Origin of the sequence: Arthrobacter sp. NPDC057013 (genome assembly GCF_042674585.1) — a bacterium.
Lineage (GTDB): Bacteria > Actinomycetota > Actinomycetes > Actinomycetales > Micrococcaceae > Arthrobacter.
Window position 1 is genome coordinate 33,192 of record NZ_JBHUSE010000016.1, and the last position, 14,830, is coordinate 48,021.

Annotated in this window: 16 protein-coding genes and 1 pseudogene; 6 read left to right on the forward strand and 11 right to left on the reverse strand. The window is 65.6% G+C overall.

Annotation, left to right across the window (positions count from 1 at the left end):
• Positions 1–31: 31 nt before the first annotated feature.
• Positions 32–1,384 carry an MATE family efflux transporter gene (locus ACFTSA_RS17880; protein WP_377952972.1) on the reverse strand — a complete coding sequence of 451 codons (1,353 nt, stop codon included), beginning with the start codon at positions 1,382–1,384 and terminating at the stop codon, positions 32–34.
• Between the two features lie 158 nt (positions 1,385–1,542).
• On the opposite strand from ACFTSA_RS17880, the gene ACFTSA_RS17885 reads away from it, so the two are divergent.
• Positions 1,543–1,977: a DoxX family protein gene (locus tag ACFTSA_RS17885; RefSeq protein WP_377952973.1), complete on the forward strand. Its 435-nt coding sequence runs from the start codon at positions 1,543–1,545 to the stop codon at positions 1,975–1,977.
• 144 nt (positions 1,978–2,121) lie between these two features.
• Here ACFTSA_RS17885 and aztD read toward each other — a convergent pair whose 3' ends face one another.
• Positions 2,122–3,450 (reverse strand): zinc metallochaperone AztD, encoded by a 1,329-nt coding sequence (gene aztD / locus ACFTSA_RS17890; protein WP_377952975.1) that lies wholly within the window; start codon positions 3,448–3,450, stop codon positions 2,122–2,124.
• Positions 3,451–3,593: 143 nt separating this feature from the next.
• Here aztD and ACFTSA_RS17895 point away from each other — a divergent pair, with 143 nt between their 5' ends.
• Positions 3,594–4,568 (forward strand): acyl-CoA thioesterase, encoded by a 975-nt coding sequence (locus ACFTSA_RS17895; RefSeq protein WP_377952976.1) that lies wholly within the window; start codon positions 3,594–3,596, stop codon positions 4,566–4,568.
• Positions 4,569–4,583: 15 nt separating this feature from the next.
• On the opposite strand, the gene dnaB is transcribed toward ACFTSA_RS17895, so the two are convergent.
• Positions 4,584–5,969 (reverse strand): replicative DNA helicase, encoded by a 1,386-nt coding sequence (gene dnaB / locus ACFTSA_RS17900; RefSeq protein ID WP_377952977.1) that lies wholly within the window; start codon positions 5,967–5,969, stop codon positions 4,584–4,586.
• A 715-nt stretch (positions 5,970–6,684) separates the two neighbouring features.
• Between dnaB and ACFTSA_RS17905 the strand changes: the two genes are divergently transcribed.
• A complete protein-coding gene (locus ACFTSA_RS17905; RefSeq protein ID WP_377952979.1) occupies positions 6,685–7,092 on the forward strand; it encodes a hypothetical protein in 408 nt (135 codons plus the stop codon).
• A gap of 2 nt (positions 7,093–7,094) precedes the next feature.
• Positions 7,095–7,661 carry a hypothetical protein gene (locus tag ACFTSA_RS17910; RefSeq protein ID WP_377952981.1) on the forward strand — a complete coding sequence of 189 codons (567 nt, stop codon included), beginning with the start codon at positions 7,095–7,097 and terminating at the stop codon, positions 7,659–7,661.
• Positions 7,662–7,706: 45 nt separating this feature from the next.
• On the opposite strand, the pseudogene ACFTSA_RS17915 reads toward ACFTSA_RS17910, so the two are convergent.
• Positions 7,707–8,053 (reverse strand): annotated as a pseudogene (locus tag ACFTSA_RS17915) (zf-TFIIB domain-containing protein).
• A 37-nt stretch (positions 8,054–8,090) separates the two neighbouring features.
• Positions 8,091–8,717: an FMN reductase gene (locus ACFTSA_RS17920; RefSeq protein WP_377952982.1), complete on the reverse strand. Its 627-nt coding sequence runs from the start codon at positions 8,715–8,717 to the stop codon at positions 8,091–8,093.
• Positions 8,718–8,825: 108 nt separating this feature from the next.
• On the opposite strand from ACFTSA_RS17920, the gene ACFTSA_RS17925 reads away from it, so the two are divergent.
• Positions 8,826–9,248, forward strand: coding sequence for a DUF1801 domain-containing protein (locus ACFTSA_RS17925; protein ID WP_377952984.1), 423 nt, complete (start codon positions 8,826–8,828; stop codon positions 9,246–9,248).
• Between the two features lie 122 nt (positions 9,249–9,370).
• On the opposite strand, the gene rplI is transcribed toward ACFTSA_RS17925, so the two are convergent.
• The 4 genes from rplI to rpsF form a co-directional block, all read right to left on the reverse strand.
• Positions 9,371–9,823 (reverse strand): 50S ribosomal protein L9, encoded by a 453-nt coding sequence (rplI, locus tag ACFTSA_RS17930; RefSeq protein ID WP_377952985.1) that lies wholly within the window; start codon positions 9,821–9,823, stop codon positions 9,371–9,373.
• Between the two features lie 18 nt (positions 9,824–9,841).
• Positions 9,842–10,081, reverse strand: coding sequence for a 30S ribosomal protein S18 (gene rpsR, locus ACFTSA_RS17935; RefSeq protein ID WP_003800144.1), 240 nt, complete (start codon positions 10,079–10,081; stop codon positions 9,842–9,844).
• A gap of 128 nt (positions 10,082–10,209) precedes the next feature.
• Entirely contained in the window at positions 10,210–10,791 is a 582-nt protein-coding gene (locus tag ACFTSA_RS17940) for a single-stranded DNA-binding protein (RefSeq protein ID WP_377952987.1), read from the reverse strand.
• 55 nt (positions 10,792–10,846) lie between these two features.
• Entirely contained in the window at positions 10,847–11,152 is a 306-nt protein-coding gene (gene rpsF, locus ACFTSA_RS17945; RefSeq protein ID WP_003800148.1) for a 30S ribosomal protein S6, read from the reverse strand.
• A gap of 234 nt (positions 11,153–11,386) precedes the next feature.
• Here rpsF and ACFTSA_RS17950 point away from each other — a divergent pair, with 234 nt between their 5' ends.
• Positions 11,387–11,722 carry a YnfA family protein gene (locus tag ACFTSA_RS17950; protein ID WP_190602852.1) on the forward strand — a complete coding sequence of 112 codons (336 nt, stop codon included), beginning with the start codon at positions 11,387–11,389 and terminating at the stop codon, positions 11,720–11,722.
• 78 nt (positions 11,723–11,800) lie between these two features.
• Here the strand turns inward: ACFTSA_RS17950 and ACFTSA_RS17955 are convergent, their stop codons facing one another.
• Positions 11,801–13,231 carry an amino acid permease gene (locus tag ACFTSA_RS17955; RefSeq protein ID WP_377952988.1) on the reverse strand — a complete coding sequence of 477 codons (1,431 nt, stop codon included), beginning with the start codon at positions 13,229–13,231 and terminating at the stop codon, positions 11,801–11,803.
• 237 nt (positions 13,232–13,468) lie between these two features.
• A complete protein-coding gene (locus tag ACFTSA_RS17960; protein WP_377952989.1) occupies positions 13,469–14,803 on the reverse strand; it encodes a M18 family aminopeptidase in 1,335 nt (444 codons plus the stop codon).
• Positions 14,804–14,830 lie beyond the last annotated feature (27 nt).

Consider the following 14,830-nt stretch of genomic DNA (forward strand, 5'->3'; position numbering starts at 1 on the left):
CCGGCCTGTGCCGGCGAATCCGGGCAACAGGCTAGGACCCGAGCACCATCCAGCGGTCCGTCCTGGCCCGCAGCCCCAGCGTTACGGCGCGGGCAGTCATGTAGCCTAGGGAAAAAGCCGCCCACACCCAAACCAGTGCCGCCGCGCCGCCGGCCCCGGCCAGCGGAACCGCCAGCAGCAGCGGAAGGTACACCGCAAGATTTACGACGCCGGCAATCGCCAGATACTTCGCGTCACCGGCGCCGATCAGTACCCCGTCGAGCACGAAAACGTACCCGGCCAGGGGCTGGCCCGCGGCAAGTACCCAGAGGGCCGCGGTCAGCACTGACTGGACGCCGGCGTCGGACGTGAAGAGGGCACCGGCGAACGGGGCCACCAGGGCCAGCAGCACGCCGGTGGCCACACCGAAGCCGGCACCCCAGCGGATCATGGTCCGGGTCAGAATCCTGGCTTTTCCGGGATTGGAGGCCCCCAGCTCCTTGCCGATCAGCGCCTGCGCGGCGATGGCCAGGGCGTCCAGTGCGAAGGCGAGGAAGGTGAACACCGTCATGGCGAGCTGGTGGGCAGCGAGGTTCACGGCACCCTGGGCTGTGACCACGAGGACGGTGGCGAGGATGGCGGTACGCAGGCTCAGGGTCCGCAGCATGAGCCAGGAGCCCACCTTGGTCATGGCCCGGATGCCGTGCCAGTCGGGCAGCAGGCTAACGCCGTGACGACGGGCGTTTCGCTGCACCATCACCAGATACACCGCGGCCATGGCCCACTGCGCGATGCTCGTTCCCACGGCCGACCCGACCACAGACAGGCCAAGACCGTAAACCAGCGCCAGGTTCAGCACGATGTTCAGCGTGAATCCCGCCGTCGCCACCACCAGCGGTGTCCGGGTGTCCTGCAGCCCCCTGAGCACGCCGGTGCCGGCGAAGATCAGCAGCATCGCTACCAGCCCGGGCATGGACCAGCGCAGGTAATCGACGGCGAACATGCGGATCTCGGGGCCCGGCCCCATGAGCCCGATCAGCGGCTCTGCGGCAAGGAACCCTGCCAGCGCCAGCACGGTCCCCAACAGCAGGGCGAGCCAGACGCCGTCGCGCCCGGCGGCCAGAGCCCTGCCAAGCTGGCCGTCCCCTACTGCCCGCGCCACCGCCGGGGTAGTGGAGTAGGCCAGGAAAACCATCAGCCCAACTGCCGTATGCAGCACCGCCGAGGCAAGCCCGACCCCGGCCAGCTGGGCAACGCCAAGGTGCCCAACGATCGCCGAGTCGGCAAGCAGAAAGAGCGGTTCGGCGATCAGCGCGCCAAAAGCCGGAACGGCAAGCCGGAGGATTTCACGGCCGTGGCTCTCGGGTTTTGGGGTGGAAACGGTAGCGGAAGGCGATTGGGGCACGGTTTCAGCCTAACCGGCAAATAAAAGATAACCACGACACATTAGTTGACACTTCAACAAAACTTCGGGACAGTGGAAGGGAAGCTTCATCCGACGGGCTCCGGACCGCGCGCCCAAAAGAGACAACCCCCCAATCGATCCGAACGGTGAGAATCTCCATGAACCAGTCCACCCAGACCACCACAGCCCTGACGATCCTGCGAGTGATCGCCGGATTCCTCTTCGCCGCGCACGGCTGGCAGAAGTTCAGCGAATTCACCATCGCCGGCACGCAGGCATCCTTCGCCAAGATGGGTGTTCCGGCCGCTGAGGTCGCCGCGCCGATCGTCGCCACCCTGGAACTGGCGGGCGGCATCGCACTCATCCTCGGCGTCCTGACCCGCATCTTCGCCGCCCTGCTCGCCCTGGACATGCTGGGCGCCCTCTTCCTGGTGCACGCCTCCGCCGGAGTTTTCGTCGCCACCGGCGGCTACGAGCTGGTCCTCCTGCTGGCAGCCGGAGCAGCGGCCATCGCCCTTGCCGGAGCGGGCCGCATCTCGGCGGACGCCGCCCTGTTCGGCCGCAGCGACTCAAAGCTCAAGGTTCTCGCGTAACCTTCCCGGGCAGCGCCGCTCCAACGCGGCGACTGACCAGGAAAACAACGACGGCGGCTGCTCGCCCGGTGCTTCGGCGCCCGGTGGGCGGCCGCCGTCGTTTGTTGCTTGTTCAGCGTGTCTTTTGTTCAGCGTGTCGTTTGTTCAGCCGGTGACGCCGGTCAGTTCATCCGGCGTGTGGGCCAGCGTTGCCGTGCGGACCACCTTGCCCGCCTTCAGGTCGACGGCGTGCAGCTTCCGGGTTGCCGGCTCGGTGACATATGCGGTGGAACCCTGGACATACAACGTGGGCCGCGGATCCTGCCACACCTCGGGCTCCCGCCATGCCGGCACGACGGGCACCGTGGACACGGTGGCGCCGGTCAGCGGATTGAGGATATGGAGCGCGCCGTCGGTGCCGAGGACCAGCGCTTCGCCGGAGGGCCCGCGCCCCAGCGACCGGAAGGAATAGCTGGTACCAAGATCCACCAGCTTCAGAGCTTTGCTGCCGGTGTTCACCAGCGAAATCCGTGTGGGCCGCTCCAGAACCGCGTCCTTGTCCACCTTGTAGTCCCCGAGCACCACAGGCGACACCGGCGAACCGGCCTGGTTTCCCATCCGGCCATAGGGGTCAGGACTGGAGATCTTGGAGAACTTGCCCTCCTTGAATACCACCATTCCGTCCTCACACCCGAAGGTCACGGTGCTTTCGCCGGCCACCGCCTCACCGTGGACGCCGGGGCAGTCCTGGCTTCGGAGGATCTCCTTGCGGCCCAGGCCAGCCGTGCCGGAAGAAGCATCTCCCCCGGAAGAAGCAGCCGGGCCCAGGAGTGCCACGGCATTGCGGGCGTTCTCATTGCCCACGGTCACCAGCAGCTTGCCGTCCTCCAGCTCCACCGCCACGCCATGGTGGGCCTCCGGTGCCGTGTACGTTGCCGTCTTCGGAAGGCCGTCTTCGGCAAGTGCTCCGAGGGCGGCCGACTCGAACGACTCCACCTTGCCGGACCCGTCACTGAACAGAACGGTCCTGCCGGCGTGCCGCACCACGTGGCCCGGTTTGCTGGCCCCGAACGCGTGCTCCGTCAGCGCGGGCTGGGCCGCGTAGGAATGCCCGTGGTCGCCGTGCCGCTCGGTCCAGGTTCCGGCATCGAGGATGCGGAACGAGTCGCCCGCCGCCACCAGGATGTGGCGGTTGTCGCCGGCCGGGTTAATGCGGTTGTAGCCCTCCAGCGCAACGTCTCCCGCCGGTTCAAGGGTGGCTGCATCCAGCACTCCGACACCGCCGGCGTACGTGTAGGCCAGGCGGGGTTTTGGAGCGCGAAGCTCGGTAGGTTCTGCGGCCTGTGGCCCTTGGGAAGGGCTGGCGGAACTTTGGGTGGAACTCTGCGCGGGGCCGGCGGCACAACCCGAGAGCAGCAGGGCGGCGCCGCAGGCCGCGGCCAGCGGCGCCCCATACGGCGTCCTGCTGCGGTGGGAAGATCGTCTCATCATCATGGCACTAATGATAATCATTATCGTTAGTGCTTTGCCAACCCGCCATGACGTCGAATGCCCGGTTCGCCGGCCTTATGGCGTCGATCCCTGCGTTTGTGAAGGCCGGGATCAGCCCCCGGGACAGCGGTCAGTAAACTGCGACCATGAGCGAGACTGCCGCCAACTCAGTAACCCTCCGCTTCCTGGCCGCCCCCATGGACGTAGGCCACAGCGGGTCCGTTGACGCCGGAACGGTGCTCGAGTGGGTGGACAAGGCGGCCTACGCGGCCGCCGTGGGCTGGGCCCAGTCCTACTGCGTCACGGCCTATGTGGGGAACATCCACTTCGCAGACCCGGTGAATGTCGGCGACATGGTCGAGGTCACCGCCACCATCGTCTACACGGGCCGCTCCTCCATGCACATCCGGACGGTGGTTTCCTCCGGGGACCCCAAGGGCGGGCCAGCGACCATGCGCAGCCAGTGCATGGTGATTTTTGTGGCGGTTGGCGAGGACGGGAAACCCGTCCCGGTGAAGCAGTTCGAGCCGGTGACGGCGGCGGAACTGGAAGAGCGGGACCACGCCCTGGCCCGGATCGGGATCCGCGAACAGATCGTCAAAGCCATGAGCGCACAGGAATATACCGACGCCGGCACAGCCGAGCGCGTCGTCCTGCGGTTCATGGCCGCGCCCACCGACGTGAACTGGGGCGGCAAAGTCCACGGCGGCATCGTCATGAAATGGATCGACGAGGCCGCATATGTCTGCGCTTCGCGCTATTGCGGCCGGGACACGGTGGCTGTCTTCTCCGGCGGAGTCCGGTTCTACCGGCCGCTGCTGATCGGCCACGTAGTGGAGGTGGAGGCCCGGCTGGTCTACACGGGCACCAAGGGCATGCACATTGCGGTACACGTCCGCTCAGGAGACCCCAAGGGCCGGGAACTGAACCTCACCACGTACTGCCTCACGGTAATGGTTGCCCGTGACGCCGAGGGGACCTCGGTCCCCATTCCTGCATGGACCCCGGTGTCCGGGGAGGACAAGAGGCTCCATGCCCACGCACGGGAGCTGCTGGAAATTCGGGCAGCAGCTCCGGGAAACAGGCTGCCCAACCACCTGCTGCAGTCACAACCGCGCTAGCAACACGGGCGCAGCCTAGAAGCCGCCGCCTGCGCCGGCATCCCCTGCCATGTTGGCGAACCGCGAGTAATGGCCCTGGAAGGCAACCACGATGTCCTTGGTGGGGCCGTTACGGTGTTTCGCCACGAGAATGTCCGCTTCACCGGCGCGCGGGGACTCCTTGTCGTACACGTCCTCGCGGTGCAGCAGGATCACCATGTCGGCGTCCTGCTCGATGGACCCCGATTCACGCAGGTCGGAAACCATGGGGCGCTTGTCCTGGCGCTGCTCGGAACCACGGTTCAGCTGCGACAACGCGATAACCGGGACCTGGAGTTCCTTGGCGAGCAGCTTCAGAGCACGTGAGAACTCGGAGACTTCCTGCTGGCGGGACTCCACCTTCTTGCCCGAACTCATGAGCTGCAGGTAGTCAAGGATCACCAGCTTGAGGTCGTGCTGCTGCTTGAGGCGTCGGCACTTGGCTCTGATTTCCATGAGGGACATGTTGGGACTGTCGTCGATGAACAGCGGGGCATCATTCATCCGCCCCATGGTCGTGGCGATCTTGGACCACTGCTCATCCTTGATGGTGCCCTTGCGGAGGTCCTGCAGGCCGATAGTGGCCTCGGCCGACAGGAGACGCATCGCGATCTCGTTGCGCCCCATTTCCAGGGAGAACATCACCGTACTCAGGTTGTTCTTGATGGCGGCGGAGCGTGCAAAGTCCAGCGCGAAGGTGGACTTGCCCACCGCAGGCCGGGCGGCGATGACGATCATCTGGCCCGGATGCAGCCCGTGTGTCAGCTCGTCCAGCTCATAGAAGCCCGTGGGGACGCCCACCATGCCTTCGCCGCGGTGGCCGGACGCCTCGATCTCATCCACGGTGGACTCCATGACGTCCTTGAGGACAACGTAGTCTTCCGCCGTCCGGCGCTCGGCGACCGCATAGACCTCCGCCTGGGCCTGGTTGACCAGGTCTTCCACCTCGCCGTCCTGCCCGTAGCCGAGCTGCACGATCTTGGTGCCGGCGTTGACCAGCCGCCGGAGCACGGCGCGCTCGGCCACGATCTCCGCGTAGTAACCTGCATTGGCGGCCGTGGGCACCGTCTGAATGAGCTCGTGGAGGTAGGCGGGACCGCCGATCCTGTTGATCTCGCCGCGCTTGGTCAGTTCATCGGACACCGTGACGGCATCCGCGGGTTCGCCGCGGCCGTAGAGGTCGATGACGGCCTCGTAAATGGTTTCGTGGGCGGGGCGGTAGAAGTCCTGCCCGCGCAGGATCTCGACGACGTCCGCAATGGCGTCCTTGGAGAGCATCATGCCGCCCAGGACGGACTGTTCGGCGGGGATGTCCTGGGGAGGTTTACGGCTGCCTTCGGATTCGCGGGTACCTTCGATTGAGTCCAGGTGCGTAACTGACAAAGCTGCCGTCCTCCATTGTGTCCGCAGTCCGTGCAGGAGGACTGCGGCGCGTGTGCCGTGTGCCGTGGGTAGATCGCGCAGCTAAACTGCTGCCCGGGCTAATGCAACTACACCAGCAGGCCCTGACATTTTTCGGTCCGGGCTGTTGACCCCCGGCGACGCCTCATCCACAGGTTTTCCACAGGGCAGCACGAAGCTCCCGGAGTCCGGGCAACCGCCCGCTCCGGCCTTCAGGCCAGAAGGGAAAACCCACCCGAATGGGGTGTCTCCGCAACGTTAGCGCCCAGCTGGCCACTCACAAAGCCCGCAGTTCCGCACCTCTGTGGATAACGTGTGCACAAGATACTGCTGCTTGTGCACAGTCTGTGGGCAAAGCTGTGGATACAAATTTTCTTTTCGGCATATATGGCCGCTGACCTGCGAAAACACCGGATTCCTGCTGTGGACAAGTTTAATTTTTGCCGAAACCTTCATCCACAGCCTTAACCGTCAGCTGGGGATACCGGCGGGTAATTCCGCCCTCGGAGGGCGATTTTGCCGCGTACATTCCCACTTTGTGATGGGCATCACCGGCATATGCACGGGGCCCGGCTTCATGCATGCCATCCCGAGGAATCTTTCCTCCGGGGGCCCCAACCCGCGTCACCGCCCGCCCGCCCCATGCGCGGCCGGGCATATGCTGTGGATAACGCGGATGTGGCGTTAAGCTCTAGGTATGGGCGACGTTCTGACAGTCTTGGTTCCTGCCCTTGTCCTCGCCGCAACCCTCTGGGCATTTGCCACGGCACTGAAGCCGCGTGACGGAGGAATGTCCGACGCAGACCGCTACCAGCTGGAGCTGGCCCGGCGTTCCCAAGCCCACTACGCAGCCCAGGTTCAGGCGGCCCTGGCGGCCCGGGCACGCATGGAGGCGGCGGCCCTGCCGAGCCAGAACCGGCAGCAGCAGATCCAGCAGCATGAGCATCATCCGGCGCCTTCGCCCGGGACCATGCTGACCCCGCAGCTGGCGCTACAGCTACAGACATTGGTGCGCAATGGGCAGAAGCTCGAGGCCATCAGGCTTTTGCGCCAGGCCACCCACTCCAACCTTTTGACCGCCAAGCAATATGTAGATCGGCTGTAACCATGGAATCGCTCCTGATCCCCTTCCTGATCCTCGTGGCCGTGGCTGTCGCCGTGGCCCTGGCGGCACGTGCATTGAGCCGCCGCCGCCGTACGGTCAGGGAGCCGGCCAAACCGCCTGCAGAGTCAGCAGAGCTGGCAAGGGAAGCCGCAGCCAAGCTGTCCGAGGACGAACACCGGCGGCTGTATGCCCTCATCGCGCAGGGCCAGGCCATGGCCGCGATCAAGCTGTACTACGAGGTGTCGGGGCAGGGCCTGCGCGCATCGCGGGACGCGGTGGCGGCGCTGGCAGCCCACCCGCAGCCTTTCCGCTCCCCGGCACAGGAGCCCAGCGAACCCGAGGACGACGACGAGCCGCCGCAGCGCTTCCCATACCGGTACCGGGCCATCGCCAGCAAAGGCGATGTGACCCGGGAGGTCAGCAGCAACATGCTCAATGACGAGATCTACGGCCGCATCCGCACGCTCGCCAAGAGCGGCAACATCGAAGCAGCCGCCACCGCGCTGACCCGGCACTCGGACATCACCATGAAGCAGGCGCGCGAATTCATCGCCCTGCTGGACGACTGACCGCCGCGCCCAACCGTCGCGGCTCGCTACCGCGGCCGCAGCCGGCTAGAAGTCGAAAAGGTCCCCCAGCCAGCCTTCCTTCTTCTTGTTGCGGCGGCGGTCATAATCGCGGTCGTATCCCTTGCCGTAACTGCGGTCGTCGTAGCGCGGCTGTTCACGCCGGGGTCGAAGTCGCGGTACAGCGGCGGAGGAACCATGCCGGGGGCAGGTGACGCCGGAGCGGGAGGAACGGGCGCCGGGGGTGCAGCCGGCACCCCCGTGTTGACCCGGTCGATGATCTTGTCCAGTTCGCCGCGGTCCAGCCATACACCCCGGCACTGCGGGCAGTAGTCAATTTCGACCCCGCTGCGTTCGCTCATGACCAGGTCCGAAGAATCAATGGGACATTTCATGCCCGGCACAACGAGCGGGTGCCGGGATTAGTTCGCGTTACCGGCCGCCTGAGATGCCCGCCAACAGCTGCTCGAAGGGCAGAGACTCCGCCAGGGCCGGTTTGCGGCCCGGCTGGTCCCCTTCCAGGAGGCGGCTGAACTCTGCCGCCGCCCGTTCGATCCGCACCGAAAGAGGCGTTCCGCCGTCGTCCGTGTTTCCCCAGTCCTGGGGGCCGGCAAAGACGGCAGTGGCGGCCGTGCGCGTGCGCAGGTAGCTGAACAACGGGCGCATCGCGTGGTCCAGCACCATCTGGTGGCGGTCCGTTCCGCCGGTGGCCCCCAGCAGCGCCGCTTTGCCGTCCAGCGACTTGGGGTCAAGCACGTCAATGAAGGACTTGAACAAACCACTGTAGGACGCGCTGAACACCGGTGAGACCGCGATGATGCCGTCGGAGGCCTCGACGCCGGCGATCACTTCCGCCAGCCGGGGCGGGGCAAAGCCCGTGACGAAGTTGTTGGCGATGTCCACGGCCAGGTCGCGAAGCTCAACGACGTCGGTGACCACCTCGTAACCGGCGGCCGTCAGCTCCCGGGTGGCGGCGGCGGCCAGCTGGTCGGCCAGCAGGCGGCTCGACGACGGCACTCCCAGGCCGGCGGACAGAACGGTTATGCGGCGGGTCTCCATGGCGGTCTCCTCTGTTTGGCGCTGTATATGCATATGCATCTATTCGCTCAACCCGGCAGCAGCGGCGTTTATTCCGCCGCCCGGCACCCGGTTCAGTACACTGCGTCCATGGCGGAGAACAAGACACAGGTGACAGGCGTTTCGGCGGATGACTTCATCGCAGCCGTGGAGCACCCCGTGCGCCGGCAGGACGGCGCGAGCCTCCGTACCCTCATGGCGGAACTGACGGGCCAGGAACCGGAGATGTGGGGTCCCACCATCGTCGGGTTCGGCAGGGTGCACTACAAGTACGCCACCGGGCGGGAGGGGGACACAGCAGCGGTGGGGTTTTCGCCCCGCAAGGCCAGCCTCTCGCTGTACGGCCTGACCAATGCGCCGGAGGCGGCTGAACTGCTCGAGCGTCTGGGCAAGCACAAGACCGGCGCCGGCTGCCTCTACATCAACAGGCTCGCCGACGTCGATGAAGCCGTGCTGGCCGAACTGATCAGCCTCGGCTACCGCTACGGCACCACCGTTCTGCACCGCCGGTAGGAAGCCGGCGGGGAAGTGGCGGGAACGACGAAGCCCCCGCCGTCGGCTTCCCGGAGGAATCCGACGGCGGGGGCCGTCAGCAGTTCAGGACTGCGGAGCAGATCCGGCGAAAGCCGGACCTGCTACTTGCCTGCGACTACGTCGAGTTCGATCACAGCGGCAACGTCGTCGTGCAGACGGACGTTGGCCTGGTAGGAACCGACCGACTTGATGTGAGCCGGCAGTTCAACCTTGCGCTTGTCGATGCTGCCCAGGCCTGCGGCCTCAACAGCGTCGGCGACGTCGGCCTGCTTGACCGTGCCGAACAGGCGGCCGCTTTCGCCGGCCTTGACAACCAGCTTGACCGGCTTGGCGGACAGAGCGGCGGCCTGCTTCTGAGCATCTTCCAGGGAAGCGTGCTCGCGGGCAGTGCGGGCAGCCTTGATGGACTCAACCTGCTTCTCGCCGCCCTTGGACCAGGTCAGGGCGAAACCGCGGGGCAGCAGGTAGTTACGTGCGTAACCGTCCTTGACCTCGACAACGTCGCCAGCAGCACCGAGACCGGTTACTTCGTGGGTCAGAATGAGCTTTGCCATGTTAGTTAATCCCTTTCCTTAGCCCCGGCCAGCGCCGGAGTAGGGCAGCAGGGCAACTTCGCGGGCGTTCTTGATTGCCTGGGCGATCTTGCGCTGCTCCTGCACCGTGACGCCAGTGACGCGACGGGCGCGGATCTTTCCGCGGTCGGAGATGAACTTGCGCAGCAATGCTACGTCCTTGTAGTCGATGACGGTGATGTCAGCGGCCTTCAAGGGGTTGGACTTTGGTTTGGGCTTACGGAGTTCAGCCTTAGCCATCGTGGAGCTCCTATTCTAGGGAGCCCGTGAATCGTGATCCACGGGATGGTGGTGGTCCGACCGCGGCGTGCGCAGAGCGTGCCACAGGGAACGCTTTGGCGCTGCTGCGCCGGACCTTTGTTTGTGTTTTAGAAGGGAGGTTCGGAATCCGGGCCGTTCCCCCAGCCGCCGCCCGCATTGCTGACTCCGGGCGTGGCCCAGGGGTCATCCTGCGCTGCGGGCTGCTGGTTGCCGCCCCAGTTTCCTCCGGTGTTGCCGCCCTGGTTTGCACCCTGGCCGCCACCGAATCCACCGCCACCGAATCCGCCGCTGTTGCCGCCGCCGAAACCGCCCTGGCCGCCGGAGCGCTGGGTGCGGTTGACTTTGGCATTCGCGTAACGCAGGCTCGGGCCGATTTCGTCGACTTCGAGCTCGATAACGGTGCGCTTCTCGCCTTCTTTTGTTTCGTAGGAACGGCTCTTCAGACGGCCGGAAACAATCACGCGAGTGCCCTTGGTGAGGGACTCGGCGACGTTTTCTGCTGCCTCGCGCCAGACCGAAGCACGGAGGAACAGGGTTTCCCCGTCCTTCCACTCATTGGACTGGCGGTCGAAGGTGCGAGGCGTGGACGCGATGGTGAAGTTCGCTACTGCCGAACCTGACGGTGTGAACCTCAGTTCGGGGTCATTGGTGAGATTACCGATGACCGTAATAGTGGTTTCGCCTGCCATCTACTGCCTCCTTGTTCGTTCCTGCGGGGTAAAGAATGAAAATTGGGAGCTGATATTACTCAGCAACAACCTTCTGCTCTTCGGGGCGGATGATCTTGGTGCGCATGATGGTCTCGTTGAGACCCAGCTGGCGGTCAAGTTCCTTGGCGGTAGCCGGCGTCGCGGTGAAGTTCACCACGGCGTAGATACCTTCGGACTTCTTCTTGATGTCGTAAGCCAGACGGCGACGGCCCCAGATGTCAACCTTTTCGATGGTTCCACCATCGTTGGTGATGACGTTCAGGAACTTCTGAAGCGACGGCTCTACGGTACGCTCTTCGACCTCGGGGTCGATGATTACCATCAATTCGTAAGGACGCATATGTGAACCCACCTCCTTTGGGCTAAGCGGTTACGGTATTTCCGTAACAGGAGGTTCATTTGCGATGCCGTGCACACCCGCATCCAAAAATGGACCAGGGCGCAGCACAGACTTCACTATCTTAGTGCATCGGGGAGGAATTCCACGATTCGGACAGCTCCTAGGCTACTGGCCCCCCTGGCGGGCCGGAAGCGCCGCCCCGGCTATGTGGAAAACCGGCGGAATACTGGAGCCATGACGATTCTGAAATCCGTGCTCCTTTTCACCCTTGCCGCGGTGGCCGAGATCGGCGGGGCCTGGCTGATCTGGCAGGCCGTGCGGGAGGACAAGGCGTGGTGGTGGGCCGGACTCGGGATTGTGGCGCTGGGGCTCTACGGTTTCGTGGCCGCCTTCCAGCCTGACGCCCACTTCGGCCGGGTCCTCGCGGCGTACGGCGGGGTCTTCATCGTCGGTTCCCTGGTGTGGGGCATGCTTCTGGACGGCTTCCGGCCCGACCGCTGGGACCTCATCGGCGCCGCCGTCTGCCTCGTTGGCGTCGCCGTCATCATGTTCGCCCCCCGGCAGGGCTGACCCGACACAAAAACCATCCGCCCGGCCAGGCCGTTGCGGCCAACCGGGCGGATGGTTCAAAAGGGAAGGATGAGGGAATTACGACGCCGGGCCGGACCCCACGCCTGCGTCTGCGGTTTCGGCGGGTGTTGCCGAAGCGGCCGTCGCCTCAGCCCGCCCCGGTCCGCCCTTGCGGTAGCGCCACACACCGATGCCGACCACCACGACCGCCAGGGCCACGGAGAGCAGGAGCGACTCGCGGGTGGACTCCAGGATCACCATGCCGATAACGAGCGCCACGATGCTGCCAATCGCCAGCCAGGTGAGGTAGGGGAAGAACCACATCTTCAGCGTGAGGTCCTTGGCCGCGGCCCCCATCCGGCGGCGCAGCACCAGCTGGGACGCGGCAATGACCAGCCAGACAAACAGCGCGATGGCACCGGAGGTGTTGACCAGGAACAGGAAGACGGTGTCCGGGGCGATGTAGTTGAGCCCCACGGTGACGAAGCCGACCACGGTGGAGGCCAGCACCGCCGCGGCGGGCACCCCGCGCTTGGAGATGCGGGTCCAGGACTTGGGGGCGTCGCCGCGCTGTGACAGTGAGAACAGCATGCGGCTGGCTGTGTAGAGGCCCGAGTTCAGGCAGGACAGCACCGAAGTCAGCACCACGATGTCCATGATGGTGCCCGCGCCTGGGATGCCGAACAGCTCGATGACGGCCACGTACGGGCTCTTGGCCACGTTCGCGGAGTTCCAGGGGAGCAGCGTGACAACAATTGCGATGGAGCCGATGTAGAAGACGAGGATGCGCCAGACGGTGGACCGGACGGCCTTCTTGACCGCCTCCACCGGGTTTTCCGACTCACCGGCAGCGATGGTGGCGATTTCAGCCCCGAAGAACGCGAAGACCACCACGAGGATTCCGGCCAGGACGGCTCCCGGGCCGTTGGGCAGGAAGCCGCCGTTGCCCGTCAGATTGCTCAGGCCCGGTGCCGGAACACCCGGAACCAGGCCGAGGATCGCTGCGACGCCGAAAAGGAGGAACAGGATGATGGCCGTGACCTTGATGGAAGCGAACCAGAACTCGAACTCCCCGTAGGACTTCACCGAGCCCAGGTTGGTCAGCGTGAGCAGGACCATGAGCGCCAGGGCCCAGACCCACTGGTCGATGCCGGGCACCCAGCGGTGCATGATCGCGGCGCCGGCCGTGGCTTCGATGCCCAGCACGATGATCCAGAACCACGCGTAGAGCCAGCCGATGCTGAAACCGGCCCAGCGGCCCAGCGCCTTGTCCGCGTAGGTGGAGAAGGATCCGGTTTCGGGGTTAGCGGCCGCCATCTCGCCAAGCATCCGCATGACCAGGATGACCACGATGCCTGCGGCCATGTAGGCCAGCAGGATGCCGGGACCGGCCTGCTGGATGGCCGCGCCGGAGCCGACGAACAGGCCGGCACCGATGACGCCGGCGATGGCGATCATCGACAGGTGCCGGGGCTTTAGGGATTTCGACAGTTGTTGGTCTGCGTGCATGGCTGCGCCATCCTTGTTTTGATTGCAGGTTTTGTGGGGGTGGCCGGGCGGCGAAGTCTGTGCCGAAGACCACATTGTGCGTTTCACCCTAAGGGAGCCACGGGTTACTTCGGGCTGTGCAAACACACAGTTTATGGCACCCGAAAACGGGCATATTTCCAGCCATGCACCATATTAGGCGACAAACGTTGCCTGACGGGCACTTTTGTAACGGCGCGGAAATCTATCGCCTGCGAACTAGGCGCGCGCCACAGCTCCAAAGAACAGCTCGGTCACCCGGGCTAGGCGGTGCGGGTCCTCGACGCCGCAGAGCTCCCTGGCCGAGTGCATCGACAGCAGGGGAACGCCCACGTCCACGGTCCTGATGCCCAGCCGGGTGGCCGTCAGCGGTCCGATCGTGGAACCGCACGGCATCACGTTGTTGGAGACAAACTCCTGGAAGGGAACCCCCGCCTCACCGCACAGCCGCGCCCAGAGGGCGGCCCCGGCGGCGTCGGTGGCGTACCGCTGGTTGGCGTTGATCTTGAGCAGCGGACCGCCGGTGAGGACGGGACGGTTGACGGGGTCGTGCCGTTCGGCGTAGTTGGGGTGGACGGCGTGGCCCGCATCGGCGGAAACACAGAACGACGCCGCGAACGCCTGACGCCGCTGGCTCGCCGAGGCGCCCAGTCCGTCCGAGATCCGGACCAGGATGTCTTCCAGGGCCGGACCGCATGCCCCGGATCGGGACGCGGAACCGATTTCCTCGTGGTCGAACGCGGCGAGCACCGCTATCGGTGCGGATTCGCCGGGAACGGCGGAACCGCCGTCGGAAGCGTCAGCGTGCGCGATCAGCGCCGTGATCCCGGCGTGCGTGGCGGACAGGTTGTCCAGGCGCCCGGAGGCGAAGAACTCACTCCTGACCCCGAAAACTGCAGGCGGCTGCGTATCCGCGATGACGACGTCGTACCCGCCAACCCGGGCGGGATCAACAGGTGCGCCCTCGCCGGAAACCCGCTCAGCCAGCACCGCCAGCAGGTCCTCCCCGCCCGGATCGCCGAGCCCGAACACCGGGTTCATGTGCTGCTGCTTGTCGAGCGTGAGGCCCTCGTTCACGGCCCGGTCCAGGTGGATGGCCAGCTGCGGAAAACGCAGCATCGGGCCGGTGGCGGTCAGGTGCTGCGTGCCGTCGAGCATCACGAGGCGCCCGGCCAGCTGCAGTTCCCGGTCCAGCCACGAGTTCAGCAGCGGTCCGCCGTAAACCTCCACGCCGGCCTGGAGCCAGCCGAACCGGCCCGTGGTCGGCCTGGGCTTGAGCTTGAACGACGGCGAATCCGTGTGGGCGCCCAGGATGTTGAAGCCGGTGGTGGGCCCGGCGTCCCCGGGCGTGACCCAGGCGATGAGCGCGCCGTCCCGAACGACGTAGAACTTCCCTGCCGTGGCCTCCCAGGGCTGCAGCTCGTCCAGGCCGCTGAAGCCCGCCTCCGTGAGGCGCCGGGCGCCCTCGTGGGCGGCGTGAAAGCTCGACGGCGAGGCGCTGACGTAGTCACCCAGGTCCCGGATGTGCTCTGCTGCGGAGGAATGGAGAGGCATGGCTCCGAGTCTAGCGTTGCGCTAGAT